Here is a 19,560-nt window from a genome sequence, read left to right on the forward strand (position 1 = left end):
TTTAACTGAATTACCGGAAGTTGAGCTAGAGCAACATGCCCCTGGCTTTATCCAGCGCAGCAAACAAACGATCCACATCCTCGAATGTATTGTAAATTGTGAAACTTGCACGCACCGTTCCCGGCACCTGGTACTGGTCCATCAACGGCTGCGCACAATGATGACCGGTGCGCACGGCGATGCCCTGCTGGTCCATCAGCATACCCAGGTCTGATGGATGCACGCCCTCCAGTACAAAACTGAGCACTGCCACTTTGTTAGTCGCTGTCCCGATCAATCGCAATCCGGGCACCTGCAATGCCCTGTCACGCGCGTAGGCCAGCAAGGCATCTTCATGTGCGGCGGCGGCGCGGCGATCAAGCGCATTGATGTAATCAATGGCGGCGCCCAGCCCGATGACACCGGCGATGTCGGGAGTACCGGCCTCAAATTTATATGGCAACTGATTGTAGGTCGTGCCGGTAAAACTGACAGTCTCGATCATTTCACCACCGCCCTGATACGGCGGCATGGCATCCAGCAGTTCGCGTCGGCCATACAACACACCAATGCCAGTGGGACCAAAAAGTTTGTGACCGGAAAATGTGTAAAAGTCACAACCCAGTGCCTGCACATCTACAGCCCAGTGTCCTATGGCCTGAGCTCCGTCCACCAGCACCAGCGCGCCCGCATCGTGGGCCAGAGCTATCATCTCGGCCACCGGGTTGATGGTACCCAGCGCATTGGACACGTGGTTTACCGACACCAATCGAACACGATGATCCAACATCAGGGCAAAGGCTTTCAGGTCCAGCGTTCCGCTCTCATCAACCGGAATCACGTCTACCTGCGCACCGGTTTTTTCCGCCACCAGTTGCCAGGGCACAATATTGGAATGGTGCTCCATGGCTGACACCAGTACCCGGTCACCCGCTTTCAGGTTGGCACCACCCCAACTCGCTGCGACCAGATTGATGGCCTCTGTGGTTCCCCGCGTCCAGATAACCTGGGCCGGGGTTTCGGCATTAACAAAGTCAGCAACTTTCTGCCGGGCGGCTTCAAATTTTGCAGTGGCACGATCGCTCAGGGTATGGGCACCACGGTGTACGTTACTGTTGTCGTAACAGTAATAGTCACTGATGGCGTCGATAACCGCACGTGGTTTTTGTGTCGTAGCCGCGTTATCCAGATACACCAGCGGGTGTCCGTTAATCTGTTGTTGCAGGATGGGGAAATCCGCGCGCACACGCTCTACATCGAATCCGCCAGCCACGGCTGTCGTATTATCGCCCACCTCAGGCACGCCCTTTTTCAACTGCATCAACATCAGCCAATGCAACATCACTGACCAGCGCGCGGTCAGCGGCAAACAGGGCACTCAGATGTGTGCCCAGCGCGGTTTTGATGTCTTCGTGAGGCAGTCCCTGCAACAGTTCATTGATAAAACCGAAGCTTAGCATGACACGCGCCTGCGCCGGGCTGATGCCGCGACTTTGCAGATAATACAAGGCGGTTTCGTCAAGCTGACTGATGGTGGCACCGTGGGCACAACGCACATCGTCAGCATAAATTTCAAGTTCCGGCTTGGTGTCAATTTCTGCGGAATTTGAAGTCAGCAGGTTGCGGTTATTCAGTTCCGCCAGCGTTTTCTGCGCGTCTTTGTGAATATGGATACGGCCATTAAAAACCGCCTTGGCTTTGTCACCGATGATGCCCCGGAAGACTTCCTGGCTGGTGCAATGCGGCACCCGGTGCTCAATGGTGGTGTGATAATCGACCAGTTGTTTATGGCGCGCCAGATAGACACCGTCCAGCTTCAGTTCGGCGCCCTGCCCGCAATGGTTCATCTGGTAATCGATCCGTTTCAGGCGACTGCCTTCGGCAATGGTAAATCCGCTGAAACGCGAATCACGTTGCAGGTTCAGATGCACGCCGCCCACATGGGACAGAGCTTCATCTTCCATATTCAGACGGGTGTGGTGCAATTGCGCATTGTTACCGAGCTGTATTTCCGTCAGTGCATTAACAAACGCCGGCTGTCCGGGTTCGCTGCCAATGTAATGCTCAATTATCTGGGCGTTGCTACCCTCTTCCATTACCACCAGCACGCGCTGGTTGGCAACCGTCGCGTCGGTTCTCTGAGTCGATGGCGCGGACGACACATGGGCGATATAAATGGGTTTTTCCAGTGTCACCGAGCGCGGCACATGCACCAGCAGGCCGTCGCGCGTCCAGGCGTTATTAAGCATGGCAAACAGATTGCGGCGCTGAGCGTCAACACTGCCGGCAACGCGCCCCAGGTTGTCAGCGATAATTTTTTCGGCGGCAGCATCAGCCAGACTGAACAGAGTGGTGCCTGACGGCATGGCATCGGATGCCTCTGCATCAAACACGCCATCAACAAAAATCAGGCGCGTGGCAGACAGCGTCAACAGCGAGCTGCTGACGGCGGAGCCGGAGGTTGCTGCATCGGCATCGACGGTTGTGGCGGCAACCGTTGCAGAACCCCAGTCGGCGGCCAGGAAATCCTGAAACGACTGCAGGCTGGTGTATTTCCACTGTTCGGTTTTTCGGCCGGGCCACGAGGTGCGGGCAAAATCGGCCGCGCCCTGCTCGCGCAAGGTGGTCATCCAGGCAGGACTGCTGTTGTCCCTGGCCATTGCCGCCGATTGCGCGGCAGCCAGCGTCAGTGCGTGCTGATGAAACTCAGCCGCAGGCGTTACACTTGCAGACATATCAGGCGACCTCGCTTTCCAGCCAGCCATAACCCTTGGCTTCCAGTTCCCTGGCCAACTCTTTATCGCCGCTTTTTACAATTTTGCCACCAGCCAGCACGTGCACAAAGTCAGGCACAATGTAATCCAGTAGACGCTGATAGTGCGTCACCACGATAAAGCCACGATCGCTACTGCGCATGGCGTTTACACCCGTGGCAACCACCTGCAGTGCGTCAATATCGAGGCCGGAATCGGTTTCGTCCAGAATGCACAGACTGGGCTCAAGCAACATCATCTGCATGATCTCGTTGCGCTTCTTTTCGCCGCCGGAAAAACCTTCGTTAACGCCACGCTTAAGAAATGACGGATCAAGACTCACCTGCTTGCTGGTTTCGCGCGCCAGCTTCATGAAATCAAACGACGATAGCTCCTCCAGACCCTGATGTTTGCGTCGGGCGTCAACGGCCGCCTTAAGGAACTCCATGTTGCTGACGCCGGGAATTTCCACCGGATACTGAAACGCCAGAAACATGCCTTCGCGGGCTCGTTCCTCAATGCCCATGTCGAGCAGGTTCTTGCCATTGAACTCGATGTCACCGGACAGCACTTCGTAACCGTCGCGCCCAGTCAGTACATTGCCGAGCGTACTTTTGCCGGACCCATTGGGTCCCATGATGGCATGAACTTCGCCGGCCTTAATGTTCAGACTCAGGTCATGCAGAATCTGTTTGTCTTCGACCTGAGCGTTGAGCTTGTTAATCTGGAGCATAATTCGTTTTCCGTTTTATCCAACCGAGCCTTCAAGGCTGACTTCGAGCAGTTTGCCGGCTTCAACGGCAAACTCCATGGGTAATTCTTTAAATACTTCGCGACAAAAACCGTTCACGATCATCGACACTGCTTTTTCCGCATCCAGACCACGCTGCTGACACAGGAACATCTGGTCATCACTGACTTTTGAGGTCGTGGCTTCATGTTCAATGACGGCCGAGGCATTGCGATTCTCGATATAGGGGAAGGTGTGGGCACCGCACTGGTCGCCGATCAGCAATGAGTCGCACTGGGTAAAATTACGCGCCCCTTCTGCACCCGGATTCATTCGCACCAGCCCGCGATAGGAGCTGTTGCTGCGGCCGGCAGAGATGCCCTTGGCAATAATGGTGGAACTGGTGTTCTTGCCCAGATGAATCATCTTGGTGCCGGTATCGGCCTGCTGAAAATTGTTGGTCAACGCCACCGAATAAAACTCACCCACACTGTTGTCGCCTTTCAGAATACAGCTGGGGTACTTCCAGGTCACTGCCGAGCCGGTTTCTACCTGCGTCCAGGAGATACGTGCGTTTTTGTGGGCAATGCCGCGCTTGGTGACAAAATTGTATATACCACCTTTGCCGTTCTTGTCCCCAGGATACCAGTTCTGCACCGTTGAGTACTTGATGGTGGCATCATCCAGCGCCACCAGTTCGACAACGGCTGCGTGCAGCTGATTTTCGTCGCGCATGGGCGCCGTGCAACCTTCAAGGTAGCTGACATGTGAGCCTTCTTCGGCAATGATCAGTGTGCGCTCAAACTGGCCGGTGTTGAGTTCGTTAATCCGGAAATAAGTGGACAGCTCCATGGGGCAGCGCACGCCTTTGGGGATATAAACAAACGAACCATCGGAGAACACGGCAGAGTTGAGAGCCGCGTAAAAATTGTCTTTTTGCGGCACCACTGAGCCCAGGTACTTTTTCACCAGCTCCGGGTGCTTGTGCACTGCTTCGGAAATGGGACAGAAAATCACACCGGCTTCGTATAGCTTTTCACGGAAGGTGGTGACCACCGATACCGAGTCAAATACCGCGTCCACCGCCACGCCCGCCAAAGCTTCCTGTTCGTGCAGGGGGATGCCCAGCTTCTCGTAGGTGGCAATCAGCTCGGGATCGACCTCGTCCAGGCTTTTGGGCCGGTCTTTCATGCTTTTCGGCGAGCTATAATAGGAAATCGAGGAGAAATCAATTTCCGGATAGTGCACATGGGCCCAGGTCGGCTCTGCCATTTCACGCCAGGCGCGGTAGGCTTTCAGACGCCATTCCAGCATCCACTCCGGCTCTTCTTTCTGTGCTGAAATAAAGCGCACCGTGTCCTCATCCAGCCCGGGCGGCAGCGTATCGGATTCAATTGCGGAGTGAAACCCGGCTGCGTAATCCTTGCGCATCAGGTCTTCTACCTGTGCGTTGCCACTCACCTGTTCACTCATGAAAAACCTCTTTGCTAAAACCCAATACTAAAACCAGGCACTAAAACCTGATACTGGAGCCTGATATCGAAACCTTATGCTGAAAACTGCAACTAAATGCCTGCAAATGCACCCAGAATGGCGATTACAGGGCATGAATTATTCATTATCCGACTAATTTAGTCAAGTATTACGCCGGTCAGGCCGGCCGCGGGAGCCCCCTACAAAGGGTGTACAGTATAACAAGGATTATACTGTTCTCTGAGTATCTTCATGCGCCCATCAGCGACGAAGTCACGCAACAGGCTGTCCATGGCATCCATGATGGCGCGCTCTCCGCGCAGTTCGAACGGCCCGAACTGACGGACCAGGCGCACACCCTTGTCTTTGACATTACCCGCAACAATACCGGAAAAGGCCCGCCGCAGATTGACTGCCAGCGCCTCCACCGGCAGGTCCCGGGTCAGTTTAAGTGCCGACATGCTGGCATGGGTCACCTCAAACGGGTCCTTCATGCCCTGCGGGATATTGAGCAACCAATTGTAGTAATACGCATCGCGTGATCTACGGCGGTTTCGGGCGACCTTTTCGACACCCGACTTCATGGCCCTTGCCACCTGCACCGGATCGTCTTCCACTATCTGATAGTACGCCCGAACCCTTTCACCCAGGGTACTGACCAGAAACGCATCAACTTTACTGAAATAACCCCGGCTAATCGCAGGCTCGGTAAACACAACAGGCACGTAGACATCAGCGTTAGCCGGGTCCATCAGCGTGCCTAACAGAAACAGAATTTCCTCCAGCGTGCCGACGCCGCCAGGGAAGACGATAATGCCATGACCAAGCCGGGCAAAGGCCTCCAGGCGTTTTTCGATATCCGGCAACACCACCAGATGATTGACAATGGGATTTGGGGATTCAGCAGCAATAATGCCCGGTTCGCTGATACCGATATAGCGCCCGCCCTGAATGCGCTGTTTGGCATGACCAATCGTGGCACCCTTCATCGGTCCCTTCATGGCGCCAGGGCCACAGCCGGTGCAGATATCCAGACCGCGCAGACCCAACTGATAACCTACTGCCTTGCTGTAATCGTACTCTTCACGACTGATGGCATGACCGCCCCAGCACACCACCAGCCGCGGCAGTACCTTGGGTTGCAGCAGGCCGGCGTTGCGCAGCACATGAAACACCAGGCTTTTTATCGCCTCGGCGCCCTCGGTATGCGACTGATCAAAGCGGATGGCTTCAAAATTATGCAGCGTGGCGTCATCCTGATCGCCACCCTGAACGGCCTCCAGCGGTCGGTACAGCTCGCTGGAAACAAACACGATGTCCCGCAACACAGCGAACAGATGGTCGCGAATACCGCTGATGATCGCCCCGTCGACAAAGGCGCAAGCCGGCGCATTGCGCAGTTGCAGCTTGATGCCGCGGGTACGCTGGACAATCTCGATCTCGAAATCGGGGTAGCGCTTATAAACCTCTTCAGCACTGTCGGAGGTATCGTCGCAGTTAAGCACCGCCAGCGCGCAGCGACGGAACAGTTCGTACAGGGCACCGCGCGCGATGCCACGCAGACGCTCCACTTCCGCCTGTGACAGCAGCTCCAGGCTGCCGGTGGGACTGACAGAGGTATCCAGTGTACTGGCCTGACACGGTGTTGCTAACGGGTCGTGCGACATAATTGCTTCCTTGTGCTGAAATTGCTGTATCCTGAGGCTGTATCAGCTAATATACGCGCCCCCGAAAGACTACGTGACCTGTGCAGGCCCGGACCATACTGGCGCCAACACATTCAGCAGGAGACAGCGCAATGACCACAGCCATCAATCCCCCCGCCGTGCTTGGCGAAGACGAAGATGCCAATTATCAACTTTTTCTGGAGCAAGTGCAGCATACCGGTCAGGTCTGGGGCCTGCACGGAGAAGACGGTTGGGCACTGTGCCCGTCAGTAGAATTTGAAGAGACCGAAGTCTTTCCCTTCTGGTCCGACGAACGCTACGCCGCCGCCTTGTGCACGGACGAGTGGAGCACATACAAACCCAAAGCGATTTCGCTGCAGGACTTTGCCACCGAATGGCTACCCGGCATTCACGAAGACAACGCCATGGTAGGCCCCAACTGGGACACCGAGATGAGTGGCCTGGAGCTGGAGCCTGCAGACATGGCTGCTGCGCTGTCCGCAGATTAAACAGGATTTCCCGAACCACAAGCGCGTAGACGAGGCCGCTGGATCGAAGCGAAAGCTAGCAGGAAATCGCAGTTTACTAAAAGTAAATGCGCATTGACTGCTTGCTTTCAGCGAAGATCCAGCAACGATGACAGCTCTTTACTTGCCGGGGTAGGAGTACCAGCCTTGCCCTGTTTTCTCGCCAAACTCGCCTTTCATGTAATGCTCTACCAAACGCGGGTTAGGCAGGTCAGCCGGATTGCCGGTTTCGCGGAATTTTTCCATTCGCATGATATAGCTCAGGTCCAGGCCGGTGAGGTCGTTCAGGCGGAACGGACCCATCGGGTGACCGGCGCCATAGACACACGCATTATCAATATCCTCAGCTTCTGCAACGCCCATTTCCAGCAACCACATGGCTTCCCGGGAAATAGCGGCAAAAATGCGATTCAACAAAAAACCATCGACTTCTTTTTTCAGCAAAACCGGCACCTTCTGCAGATCTTTGCTCAATGCCATGGTGATGTCCGCGGTTTCATCCGAGACATGCTCACCTTTCACGACTTCGACCAGCTTCATGACCAGCGCCGGATTAAAGAAATGCATATTCACCACTTTGTCCTGTCGCTGCGTGGCATCGGCAATCTTTGAACTGACAATGGCCGAGCTGTTGGTTGCCAGGATCGCATGTTTGGGTGCAATCCGGTCCAGATCAGCAAAAATCTTGCGTTTCAGCGACAACACTTCGGTTGCAGCCTCAATGACAAAATCGGCATCCCCGGCCGCCTCTTCCAGCGAATTCACAAAGCTGATGTTGGCCCGCGCCTGTTTTGCCTGATCCGCTGTCAGGCGCCCCTTCTCAACGCGACCCGGCAAATAGGAGTCAACAAAGGCATCAGCTTTTTTCAGAGTTTCGTCACTCACATCCGAACACTTGACGCGGTACCCGCCGATCGCGGCCTGCAGAGCGATCTGGTGCCCCATATTACCTGCGCCGACAACACAAATGTTCTTGATATCTTCCAGTTTCATAAGGTTTTTCCTGTGCTTGTTTATGGGTGAAGTGAGAGGCAGCCTGCGATATCCATTGTCATCTCTGGCCGTCTTTATATCTGTTCTTTATTTTACTGAAACCTTTTATCAATGCCATGTATTTTGCCCGGAAATGATCTAGCGGGCCGCCACTGGCGAATAATTAGACAATGCTCAGGGAATAGACTAGCCTCAGAGCAGGGTCAGCGTGACCGTCAATTTTACGCGGAGCGTTAGCATACTGAGAAACGTCAGCATGCTGCGAAGCTTTTACATGCCGCGGAGCTTTTTTCATGAAAGGTCCCTGTGGGTCAGCTTGTGTGGTGCTCCTTTGCGTCACGGCTATTGCCGCGATGCGGCCTGTGCTCGCGCAACCCCCTTCCCCCGACAGCGCGATAACCACCGACCATTTCACCACGGGCAGCCAGACGCGCGCGCTGGAGTCAGCCGAAAGCATGGTGCAGGCGGGTGAACTGGAAGCCGCGAACATTGCCTTTCGTCGTGCATTCGAGAGTATACGCGCCGAACGCGGACTCTTCCATGAAGCGCAGATACCCGTCCTGCAGCGACTCCTGACCACCAATCTGGCCAGGCGGGATTGGCAACAGTTCAACCACTACCTCGACTACCACGGTGCGTTGACACATCGCATATCACGCCATCAGCCTGACCGTTATGCCGGGGCGCTGGCGACCGGTGCTGACTGGCATCAGCGCGCTGCGCTGGTGCTGGACGATGAACTTCGCGCCTGGCACCTGATCCGGGCACGAAGCCTGCTCTGGCAGGCGGTCAGCGCGCTGGAACAGAGGCCAGCCAACCAGGCCCTGCTATCACCATTGCTGTACCGGATTGCCACCCTGCATTATTACCTGACCACTGAATCCAGTATGCGTGGCCTGACCAGCCTGGAGACGCGCACTGACCAGCCATTACGTGTCAGTGGCTGGTCCATGTCAGGCAGCGAATACACAAGGCGCAGCTACGCCATCGGGCAGGAGTTGCTGGAGCGCATCTACCAGTTACAGACTTCAGCTGATAACACCAACCACTCCGAGGCCCGCATCAACACTTTACTGGCTGACTGGCAACTGATGTTTGGCCGCGAGGATCTGGCGCGCGACTACTACCGTAAAGCCTACCGGGCATTGCTGGCCGACTCGTCAGCGGAGCCAGTATTAGGCCAATTATTCGGCCAGGCAGTGGCGTTACCGGCCCCCTACTTTTCGACCATGCTGCCAGCGACAAACGACATGCCGGCACTGGAATCAGAGTCCGACACCATGACGCTGTCGGACATGAACACATCTACAGGACTGCTCAGACCACAACTCACGGATGATTTTTTTGCGGAGGATCGTCAGCATGAGTTGCTTCAGAACATACAGTAAAGTCGGGAATAAAGAATCGGCAACAACAGCTTTTGGAGGCGTAAGCGGTGTTTTTACCACAACCTTGCTGGCAACTGTGTTGGCAGGTTGCGTCGCCCCGGGTGAGGGCAATTTCAGACGACCACCGACACCGGCCGAAGTTGAGCAGTACAATGCCATGGTGCAACCGGAGGAGCGTATTGTGTGCCGATCAGAGGTGCCCATTGGCAGCAATATTCCGGAGCGCAGATGCCGGCTGGTGGTCGACATAGACGAAACCTCGGCGTTCCATCGCGAGCAGTTGCGCCGCGCGCTGCGCTAGGGCAGCGTCAGCGCAGCACTTGAACTCTTGAACTTTTAAGAGTTGCCTCGGGCATTGCCAATAGACAAAACCCGAGGCACAACTTCAGTCGGGACGCCCCTGATCGGCCTGTGCGTAGTCACACACACCCTCCGGGAAAATATCACGCAGCCTGTCGATCTGGCCTGAATCTGGAGTCCAGTTACCGTAGGTGCCATCACTTAGCGCAACATCGAGGGGCTTCAGCGCGCACTTGAAGACACTGCCTTCGATCGGGCCACCCGCCTCGATGCGAGACGTCGTGTATAACGGAAATACTTCAGTACAGGCGCCCGTGGTATTGTCGTCCAGCACCCCACCCCAGACATCATCCCCGCGTGCGATCAAACTGCCATCAGTGGCAAAACAGGCATCCTGTGCAGACGCTGGCCGGTTACCCGCCACGCCCGCGTCCGGGTTTGCCTGAATGTTGCTCACCCATTCGTGCAACACCTCAAGCGCCTCCCCGGTCTGATCAAACACGCGTTCGGGACGTGCGTCGGTAAACCAGATTACCTGGTTATCACTATGACCCATCTGGTTCTCGATGCGTTGGCGCGCGGAAAAGGATTGATGGCTGTTATGCATATCAAGCTCCTCTTCCAGGTAGTGGCGCCAGTCGATGACAGGAATGTTTAACTGACCATCAAACACCATGCCGCTATCGTAGAGCGCTTCAATCGCCTGCAGGTCGCCCTGGGTTCTGGGCGCCGGCGTGTTGCCCACCGACAGGTTCATGTTGCGGCGGCTCCACGGATCAAAATTATCCGCGGTCGGCTCACCCAGAAATGGAAAGCCCTCCTGCACCATTTCCGAGGGATGTTTCCAGCCACCGACCCTGGCGTTCAGGTCCAGGAATTCACTCTCCGTAATGGCGCCTTCACGCAACGCCTGCAGCCCGTATTGCACACCGACATTGTCCCAGGGCACTCGTGCCCAGCCGCGAGCATCGACACCGTAAATATTGCGCAGATCATCGTAGTGCGTCCACTTGACGTCAGCCATGATCCCGGGCGGGTGCATTTTGTCCTGTTCGCGCACCTGACCGTAGTGCGGATTCATGCTCAGGGGCGTCAGGCCCCGCCAGGCCGGTATGCACTCATTGGAGCCGGGCGCCGAACTGTAACCCAATGACTGTTTCGCCTCAGCCAATGGGTCCGGCACCGCATCGGTTGAATTAAAACCCAGTAGCAGGCTGCGCGCTTTAGTCTCCTGCCAGCGCGGGTTATCACGATCGGTGACATCCATATAGTGCTCGAGCAGCTCGCAGTCACCCACGTGGATGGTCTGCGTCACCATATCCGGATACGAGTACTGAGGCACACCGGCATCAATCAGGCCAGGATGATTCTGCTGATAAACATACTGCTGGATGGCACCACCAGATCCGCCGATAGCAACGGTATAATCCGGTTCACCGAACCGTTTGATGAAATGCTCTTTCACCATCAATGCGGTTTCACCACCAAGCTGCAGGTTGTAGTGTTCGCCGGTGCGGTTTCCCGATGAATAGGCAACCGCATAACCCTGTGCCAGCGCCGCTGCCAGCCGCGCCCGCTCAGCACTCACCCGACCCTGAAAATGGCCAACCCCAACGCCACCCTCAAAATGGTACAACAGGCGCTCATTCCAGTAGGTGGTACCCGTATCATTGACATCAAGCAGACTGCCATCAGTGTCAGCCAATATGGCGTAGCTATAAAGGAAACGGTTAATGGTGCCGCGCTCCCAGCGCACAATAAACTCAACATCACGGCCATCAGACAACACTGTCCGTGCCAGGTCCGTGGGGCGCGTACCGTCCGTTGGCATCGGATGATACTCGCCGTCCAGATTCATATAATGATATTCGACGATGGGTTCGATCGAGCAATCCTTGCTGTAACCGATGACTTCGCCGGCATCGTCATACACCGGAAACCCCCAGGCTTCATCATGATCCACCAATGGTTGCACGCCCCACTCCAACACACTGCTGCAGACAAACGGGTATTGCTGCGGGCCGGAAAACATCGGACCGGTAATGGGGTGATTGATCAGATCAATGGCTGCCAGTTCCAGGCCACCAGGATTCATGACCGAAACTTCGTTGGCACCCACCTGCAAGCCATCCAGCAATACCAAGGTTTCACCATCGACTGACATCTGCCGCTGAACGCTCAGTAGCTGACCATTGCTCAAAAAAACAAGTTCGGACTCGCTGGGATTTTCTACTCGCAGCAAGACATTGCCGCCGCTGACCTGATCAGGCGCGCTGGACACAACTGCCAGTTGAAGTGGCTCGGGCGTGTCATCAATCACCGCGACCGGCGTCGACGTTTGATCACTATCAGAACAGGCAACCAAGGCGGTAAAGGCTGCTACGCAGGCAGCCAGAGGTAAGCGGCGTGACCTCATGACAGATCTCCAGAGTGTGTTTGTCGTTGTTTTTAATACTCTTGTTGGTCATACATTAGCATGAATATATTCATTATTGGAACGCTAGCGCAAGCAGATTCAACCTCGCGCGTATCTATGCTGACAAGCCGGTGCAACGTAAAAAATTCATTAAATTGACAAGCAAGTGACACGGAATTGTCAATATGGCTTGGTAATATGCTGTCACTGATGAGTCATAGTTGTGCAGCCCGCATCGTTGTGGCGCACAAGGATGAATCAGCAGGACCAGGATATTTTGCTATGTCTTTGTTTTAATAAGACTTTAAATATTGGCATTGCTTTTGCTTTATTCTGGATGCAAGTGAGTGACACCAAGAAACTCTAAATTGACTTTGATCTTAACCGAGGTGTAATGATGAAACTGATATCTAAAGCAGCATTGATCGCAACTGTCGCTGGAAGCTCTCTGATCGCTGGTGCGGCACACGCCCAGGAACCCGCCATGTACAGCAGCAAGAACCTGCGTGCCGTTGCTCAGACCGTTCCTGAGTACCCACGCCAAGCCGAACTTTCTGGCATTGAAGGTTACACTGTTGTTGAGTTCACTGTGATGCCTGATGGCAGCGTTGCTGAGCCTACTGTACGTGACTCAAACTACCGCGGGTTTTCTCGCGTCACTATGGAAGCGATTGAAAACTGGAAGTTTGAACCTGTGATTGCAGATGCCGGTGAAGCTGTCCCAGTACGTTCAGCAATGCGCTTCAGCTTTGTTGGTCAGTAATCTTACCGGATACTGAACAACAGGAAACAGACGACTGTCGCTTAAAACCCGTAACCGACAGTGCGTAGTGGCCACAAGCCATAAAAACAGTTAAATAAAAACAATGACAATACGGGATTATCATGAAAATAATAGAAATATGCGTGAATAAATGAGCCGGTAAACTGAAGGATCAGTTCCGGCTCATTTTCCTTTCCTGCGCGACCCCTGTCGTGTATACCGTCAGTCGAGCATTTTCCCCTTCGCTACATCCGCTGTTTTCCACCGCGAACAGGCAACCCGACAACGGGATACCATTATCATGTGACATTTGCCGCTGATGGGCCGGAGAATGCGTCTCGTCTGCTGTGCCGCGACCATTGGTCGGGATATTAAATATGGCGGAGAGAGAGGGATTAAGACAAACAGCTTTGGGCTGTTTGCCCCCTGACGGGCTTCGCGCTGTCGCGCTCGTTTTAGCTTGCTGACGCAAGCTGATCGACCCTCTGATCGGGTTCGCATCCCTCTCCGTGTTTGGAGCTGGATACATTTTTTGACGGTCTTGCCGCGACCATTGGTCGGGATATTAAATATGGCGGAGAGAGAGGGATTAAGACAAACAGCTTTGGGCTGTTTGCCCCCTGACGGGCTTCGCGCTGTCGCGCTCGTTTTAGCTTGCTGACGCAAGCTGATCGACCCTCTGATCGGGTTCGCATCCCTCTCCGTGTTTGGAGCTGGATACATTTTTTGACGGTCATGCCGCGACCATTGGTCGGGATATTAAATATGGCGGAGAGAGAGGGATTCGAACCCTCGATAGGGATTAACCTATACGCCCTTAGCAGGGGCGCGCCTTCAGCCACTCGGCCATCTCTCCAAAATCGGGCGCAATCATAGCACAACTCGGAAGAAATGGCAGGGCTGAAAAGCGTTTTTCAGACTTGAATTTCCATTTGTTGTAGACGCCACCGGTTTTCTGTCTGATTGCGGACTTATTCGCTGTCCGAACTGCTGCCTTCATCGCTGGTGGCATTTTTTTCTTTTTGAATTCGTTGGTAGATCTCTTCGCGATGCACAGCCACATCTTTGGGCGCATTGACGCCGATTCTTACCTGATTGCCCTTAACACCCAGGACCGTCACGGTGACGTCGTCACCTACCATCAGGGTTTCACCTATTCGGCGAGTCAAGATCAACATGATGTATCTCCTTTTCCATTCATGATATCCATGTAACATCCCTTTCAGCTGATTCAGCTATCTGCCTGCACTCTGCCTGAAAAGTATTCACGGAAATGCTTCATTTCATTGCACTGTAAACACCGTTTTCGACTCCTCACTGACAGAGACCGGAAAACGAACATTTTGCAGTCATTTGCCCCAAAACAAATCACTACCGCACTTAAATATCAACTTGTTCATTTTTATTGTGTTTCAGGCATCAGCATCGCTGACCGCAGCCCAAAGCAACATTGAGCTATAAAGTCGCCGCATCTCCCGCAAGATCAAATGCTGCATGCAGAGATCGTACCGCCAGTTCGAGATATTTCTCTTCTATTACGACCGAAATCTTGATTTCGGATGTCGTGATGATCTGTATATTTATCGATTCATCGGCCAACGTTTTGAACATCTTGCTGGCAATACCGGCATGAGACCGCATTCCTACACCAACCAGCGAAATTTTTGCGATTTTCTTGTCAAACGTCACTTCTCTGGCGCCAATGCGGCTGACAATGTCAGCCACCAGGGCGCGAGTCTGTTCGCTGTCCTGACGTTTTACGGTAAAAGTGATATCAGTGGATCCATCGGCAGAAACATTCTGTACGATAACATCAACTTCAATACCCGCATCACTGACCGGACCCAGTACCTGAAAAGCCACACCAGGCACATCTGGCACACCTGTTACTGTAACTTTTGCTTCGTCACGGGTAAATGCGATACCGGAGATAATCGGCGCTTCCATTTCTTTGTCATCCTCCAGACTGATCAGTGTTCCCGGATCGTCCTCAAAACTCGACAGTACTCGCAGCGGTACCTTGTATTTGCCGGCAAATTCGACCGAACGAATTTGCAAAACTTTAGCGCCCAGGCTGGCCAGTTCAAGCATTTCCTCGAAGGTAATACTTCGCAGTAACCGGGCGTCCTCAACCACTCTGGGATCTGTTGTGTAAACACCCTTGACGTCGGTGTAGATCTGGCACTCATCCGCCTCCAACGCCGCTGCCAGCGCAACAGCCGAGGTATCTGAACCACCACGCCCAAGCGTCGTGATATTCCCATTCTCATCAACACCCTGAAAACCGGCCACAACAACAACGGACCCCTTGCCCAGTTCGTCTTTGATGCGAATGGAATCGATTTCACGTATTCGCGCCCGCGTATGCGACCCATCCGTCAATATGCGCACCTGGGCCCCGGTGAAGGAGCGCGCCGGGCAGTCACGTTTGTGCAGAGCCATACATAGCAGGGCAATCGTCACCTGCTCGCCAGTGGAAACCAGCACGTCCAGCTCCCTTGGGGTTGGCTGGGCCTGGATCTGTTCTGCCAGACCAATCAGGCGATTGGTTTCGCCACTCATGGCAGAAACGACCACCACAATATCGTGACCGGCAGCGCGGCTGGTGACAATTTTATCGGCAACCGCTTCAATACGATCAACCGTGCCAACCGAGGTGCCACCAAACTTCTGAACAAAGAACGCCATAGAATCTATCTATCAGGAAAGACGGTGATTAAACAAAATTGCCCAGATGATTGCAATAGATGAACGCGCTCATTTTGATATTTTGTCAAGAGAACTGCGTCACAAAACCGGAAACTGATGCCAGGGCAGCTGGCAACCCAGAGGGATCAGTGCCTCCGGCCATCGCCATATCCGGGCGTCCACCGCCTTTTCCGCCAACCTGCTGCGCCACACTGTTAACCAGATCTCCGGCCTTGATTCTGTCGGTCAGATCCTGAGTCACGCCAGCTACCAGACTGACTTTATCGCCATCTACACTCGCCAGCACAACCACGGCACTGCCCAGCTTGTTCTTGAGTTGGTCCACCGTATCACGCAAGGTTTTGCTATTAAAACCTTCCAGTTGTTTAACCAGCAGTTTAATGCCATTAACGTCCACGGCCCCGGCCGCCATATCACTGCCTGCGGCGCTGGCCAGTTTGCCCTTGATCTGTTCAATCTCTTTTTCCAGGGAACGGCCATTAACGACCAATTGCTGCACCCGGTCAAGCGCACCATCAGCACCAGTCTTCAGCAACTCACAGATTTGCCTCAATACAGTTTCTTCGCGTTCAACATAAGCCAGTGCGCCCAGACCGGTGACTGCTTCGACCCGGCGCACACCGGCCGCGATACCAGATTCAACCACCAGCTTGAACAGGCCAATATCACCGGTACGCTGAACATGAGTACCGCCGCATAATTCTGTCGAAAACTCGCCCATGGTGACGACTCTGACCTGATCGCCGTATTTTTCCCCGAACAGCGCCATGGCGCCTTTGTCCATGGCCTGATCAATGGACATGACGTCCTTTTGCACAAGATGATTCTGCAGAATCTGCGCATTGACCAGCATCTCAATGCGGCTGACCTCATCGGCACTCATCGGTGCGCTGTGTGAGAAGTCAAAACGCAGACGATCGGCATTGACCAGCGAACCTTTCTGGGTGACATGATCCCCCAGCACCGTGCGCAGCGCAGCGTGCAGCAGGTGTGTTGCCGAATGATTGAGCATGATGGCATGACGATTTTCAGCTTCGACGCTGGCCGACAACCGATCGCCTACCTTGATACTGCCTTCTTTCAGTACCCCTTTGTGCAGCACATGTTCGCCCTGCTTTTGAGTATCAGAGACTTCGAACACGGCCGTGACTTTATCGCCCTGCCGCATTTCCAGCACGCCACGGTCACCCACCTGACCACCTGACTCACCGTAGAACGGACTGGTACTAAGCAGCACGACCGCTTCGACATTGCCAATCAGCGCATTTACCGACTTTGCGTTCTGATATATTGACAACACATCAGCATCAGCATGCAGATTGTCGTAGCCGACAAATTCTGTGCCCACGGAGCTGTCGATACTCAATTTTTCTACCGCGTTGAACTGACTGGCAGCGCGTGCCTGTTGTCGCTGCCCCTCCATGGCCTGTTCAAACCCTGCCATATCCAGGCTCAAATCGTGCTCGCGGGCGACATCGGCAGTAAGATCAACGGGGAAACCGTAGGTGTCATAGAGGCGGAAAACGGTATCGCCTGGCAGAACCTTGCCTGATAATTGACTGATAGCCTGATTGAGAATCTGCATGCCGTTTTCCAGCGTGCGCGCAAACTGTTGCTCTTCCTCTTTCAGAATCTTCTCAACGCGTGCCTGCTCTTTTTTCAGCGCCGGATAGGCATCACCCATCTCTTTTACCAGTGCAGCCACCAATCGATAGAAGAACACGTCTTTGACGCCGAGCTGATAGCCATGACGCACGGCCCGGCGCACAATGCGACGCAGCACGTAGCCCCGCCCTTCATTGGACGGGGTCACGCCGTCCAGCACCAGAAAGGCACAGGAACGGATATGGTCCGCGATCACGCGCAACGATGTATTGCCGGTGTCCTTGATGCCAGTTACATCACCAGCGGCCTGCAACAGGTTCTGAAACAGGTCGATCTCGTAGTTGCTGTGAACATGCTGCAGCACGGCTGCCAGACGCTCCAGCCCCATACCGGTGTCGACGGACGGTTTAGGCAGCGGGATCAGTTCGCCACTGGGTTGGCGGTCGAACTGCATGAATACCAGATTCCAGATTTCAATGTAGCGATCACCGTCTTCATCGGGGCTGCCCGGCGGTCCACCGGCAACGTCGGGCCCGTGATCGTAGAATATTTCGCTACAGGGGCCGCAAGGACCCGTGTCACCCATCGCCCAGAAGTTGGAATCATCTCCCAGCCTGACAACACGCGAGGCATCCACGCCAATATCGTTGATCCAGATAGCGGCGGCTTCATCGTCATCGTTGTACACCGTGACCCAGAGTTTGTCTTTCGGCAGCTTCAACTCACCGGTCAGAAACTCCCAGGCAAAGGCAATGGCATCGTTCTTGAAATAGTCGCCAAAACTGAAGTTGCCCAGCATTTCAAAAAACGTATGGTGACGAGCGGTATAACCGACATTCTCCAGATCATTGTGCTTGCCGCCTGCGCGCACGCAGCGTTGTGAGCTGACAGCGCGCGTGTAAGCGCGCTTGTCGGCACCGAGAAAACAATCCTTGAACTGCACCATGCCCGCGTTGGTGAATAACAGCGTCGGGTCGTTACCCGGCACAAGCGAGCTACTGGCGACAACTTCATGGCCTTTGGACTTAAAGTAGTCGAGGAAAGTCTGGCGAATATCATTACTTTTCATCGGGGCTTCCGTTAACAAATTCATTAATCAACATGGGGGGCCGGCAACACAGCCACTCAGCCAAATATGGCGGCAGATTATACTCTTATAGCAGTTTAATGTCAGAACCGCGTTATTCCTCGGTAATGTCAATTTTACCGTTACTGGACAACAGGATAGCAATCGGACGAGTCTTGGGGAAATGGGATAAAACGATGGTGGTAATAATCAGAAAAGGCACACACAGGAACATACCCGCCACACCCCAGATATACCCCCACAAAGCCAGGTTAAACAGGATGACTACCGGGCTCAGGTTCAGCGAGGTCCCCATCAGGCGCGGCTCCAGAATATTGCCAATACACACCTGCAGCGAGCCAATTGACAACAGCACAATCAACGACAACGCGATACCTTCGTTGGATTGGGCCAGCGCAATGGTTGCCGGAAAGATAGTGGCAATGATCGACCCTACCGTGGGAATGAAATTCAGCAGGAAAATCAGCACCCCCCAGACTTCGGGAAAGTCCACGCCCAGCGTGCGCAACACCAGATAGCTCAGGATACCGGTCAGCAGGCTGGTGAGCATTTTAATACTGATATATTTCTGCACATCCTTGCGAATTCGGTTAATAATGCGCCTGACACTGCGCTCCCTTGCTTCATTTCCTACCAGGGCAGACAATTTGGCATTGAAATTGCCCTGCTCGAACAGTAAAAAACCGACATAAATGATAATCAAGACACCGTCTGCTGCCAGCCCGGTGAATGTCAAAGCGGTCGCAGTCACCAGCGCGGAAATATCCAGCCACTCGGTTACCATCTGGGCCATACCCCCTGCCGGCAGACTGTCGGCAAACGGAAATGCCTGCCAGTAGGCGCGCAAATTGGTTTCGTATTCCCGCGCCACACTACCCAGGTCATTGAGACTGCCACTGATAAACTGCACGATCACCGAGACCGCGACCAGAAACATCAGAATGGAAGCAATAAAACACAGAGGCCTGGGAATGTGCAGACCACCGACCCGAAGGCGCCCGAAGCTGGCCGCCAGCACATTGATCAGGAACCAGAAAACGATGGCGATAACCAGCGGCAGCAACAGACTCTGCCCGACCACCAGCAAATAGATGCTCAACGCTGCCAACGCAGCGCTGAGGGTAAAGTTAATCAAGGATCTGGGCAGTGGCCGGACGTCCATTTGGCGCT

15 protein-coding genes and 1 tRNA gene are annotated in these 19,560 nt (G+C 54.1%); 4 read left to right on the forward strand and 12 right to left on the reverse strand.

The genetic code is table 11. The features are described from left to right. Positions 1–25: 25 nt before the first annotated feature. The 5 genes from PHACT_RS02660 to ppnN form a co-directional block, all read right to left on the reverse strand. Positions 26–1,300 carry an aminotransferase class V-fold PLP-dependent enzyme gene (locus PHACT_RS02660; RefSeq protein ID WP_070118106.1) on the reverse strand — a complete coding sequence of 425 codons (1,275 nt, stop codon included), beginning with the start codon at positions 1,298–1,300 and terminating at the stop codon, positions 26–28. Then, a complete protein-coding gene (gene sufD, locus PHACT_RS02665; RefSeq protein WP_083264286.1) occupies positions 1,275–2,714 on the reverse strand; it encodes a Fe-S cluster assembly protein SufD in 1,440 nt (479 codons plus the stop codon). Before sufD ends, PHACT_RS02660 begins: the two co-directional genes overlap by 26 nt. 1 nt (position 2,715) lies before the next feature. Next, a complete protein-coding gene (gene sufC, locus PHACT_RS02670; RefSeq protein WP_070115793.1) occupies positions 2,716–3,465 on the reverse strand; it encodes a Fe-S cluster assembly ATPase SufC in 750 nt (249 codons plus the stop codon). 15 nt (positions 3,466–3,480) lie between these two features. Beyond that, positions 3,481–4,935, reverse strand: coding sequence for a Fe-S cluster assembly protein SufB (gene sufB, locus PHACT_RS02675; RefSeq protein ID WP_070115794.1), 1,455 nt, complete (start codon positions 4,933–4,935; stop codon positions 3,481–3,483). A 200-nt stretch (positions 4,936–5,135) separates the two neighbouring features. Then, positions 5,136–6,602, reverse strand: coding sequence for a nucleotide 5'-monophosphate nucleosidase PpnN (gene ppnN, locus PHACT_RS02680; protein WP_070115795.1), 1,467 nt, complete (start codon positions 6,600–6,602; stop codon positions 5,136–5,138). A 131-nt stretch (positions 6,603–6,733) separates the two neighbouring features. Here ppnN and PHACT_RS02685 point away from each other — a divergent pair, with 131 nt between their 5' ends. Beyond that, positions 6,734–7,111 (forward strand): DUF2750 domain-containing protein, encoded by a 378-nt coding sequence (locus PHACT_RS02685; RefSeq protein WP_070115796.1) that lies wholly within the window; start codon positions 6,734–6,736, stop codon positions 7,109–7,111. A 138-nt stretch (positions 7,112–7,249) separates the two neighbouring features. Here PHACT_RS02685 and PHACT_RS02690 read toward each other — a convergent pair whose 3' ends face one another. Then, entirely contained in the window at positions 7,250–8,122 is an 873-nt protein-coding gene (locus tag PHACT_RS02690; RefSeq protein WP_070115797.1) for a 3-hydroxyacyl-CoA dehydrogenase family protein, read from the reverse strand. Positions 8,123–8,415: 293 nt separating this feature from the next. Here PHACT_RS02690 and PHACT_RS02700 point away from each other — a divergent pair, with 293 nt between their 5' ends. Together PHACT_RS02700 and PHACT_RS02705 are read left to right on the forward strand one after the other, a co-directional pair. Beyond that, the gene (locus PHACT_RS02700; protein ID WP_139141412.1) at positions 8,416–9,510 is read left to right on the forward strand and encodes a hypothetical protein; all 1,095 of its coding nucleotides are present in this window, start codon (positions 8,416–8,418) and stop codon (positions 9,508–9,510) included. Then, positions 9,485–9,811 carry a hypothetical protein gene (locus tag PHACT_RS02705; protein ID WP_139141413.1) on the forward strand — a complete coding sequence of 109 codons (327 nt, stop codon included), beginning with the start codon at positions 9,485–9,487 and terminating at the stop codon, positions 9,809–9,811. Before PHACT_RS02700 ends, PHACT_RS02705 begins: the two co-directional genes overlap by 26 nt. Positions 9,812–9,895: 84 nt before the next feature. Here PHACT_RS02705 and PHACT_RS02710 read toward each other — a convergent pair whose 3' ends face one another. After that, on the reverse strand, positions 9,896–12,226 hold the full coding sequence (locus PHACT_RS02710; protein WP_070115801.1) for a DUF6351 family protein: 2,331 nt from the start codon (positions 12,224–12,226) through the stop codon (positions 9,896–9,898). A gap of 394 nt (positions 12,227–12,620) precedes the next feature. On the opposite strand from PHACT_RS02710, the gene PHACT_RS02715 reads away from it, so the two are divergent. Continuing rightward, the gene (locus tag PHACT_RS02715; RefSeq protein WP_070115802.1) at positions 12,621–12,989 is read left to right on the forward strand and encodes an energy transducer TonB; all 369 of its coding nucleotides are present in this window, start codon (positions 12,621–12,623) and stop codon (positions 12,987–12,989) included. Positions 12,990–13,755: 766 nt separating this feature from the next. On the opposite strand, the gene PHACT_RS02720 is transcribed toward PHACT_RS02715, so the two are convergent. The 5 genes from PHACT_RS02720 to PHACT_RS02740 form a co-directional block, all read right to left on the reverse strand. Further along, positions 13,756–13,845: transfer RNA gene (locus PHACT_RS02720), tRNA-Ser, on the reverse strand. Positions 13,846–13,960: 115 nt separating this feature from the next. Next, positions 13,961–14,167 (reverse strand): carbon storage regulator CsrA, encoded by a 207-nt coding sequence (gene csrA, locus PHACT_RS02725; RefSeq protein ID WP_070115803.1) that lies wholly within the window; start codon positions 14,165–14,167, stop codon positions 13,961–13,963. A 277-nt stretch (positions 14,168–14,444) separates the two neighbouring features. Beyond that, positions 14,445–15,677 carry an aspartate kinase gene (locus tag PHACT_RS02730; RefSeq protein WP_070115804.1) on the reverse strand — a complete coding sequence of 411 codons (1,233 nt, stop codon included), beginning with the start codon at positions 15,675–15,677 and terminating at the stop codon, positions 14,445–14,447. A gap of 85 nt (positions 15,678–15,762) precedes the next feature. Continuing rightward, complete coding sequence (gene alaS / locus PHACT_RS02735) at positions 15,763–18,372, reverse strand: alanine--tRNA ligase (protein WP_070115805.1); 2,610 nt, start codon at positions 18,370–18,372, stop codon at positions 15,763–15,765. A 112-nt stretch (positions 18,373–18,484) separates the two neighbouring features. Continuing rightward, a complete protein-coding gene (locus PHACT_RS02740; RefSeq protein ID WP_083264287.1) occupies positions 18,485–19,552 on the reverse strand; it encodes an AI-2E family transporter in 1,068 nt (355 codons plus the stop codon). Between the last annotated feature and the right edge of the window lie 8 nt (positions 19,553–19,560).

Origin of the sequence: Pseudohongiella acticola (genome assembly GCF_001758195.1) — a bacterium.
GTDB lineage: Bacteria > Pseudomonadota > Gammaproteobacteria > Pseudomonadales > Pseudohongiellaceae > Pseudohongiella > Pseudohongiella acticola.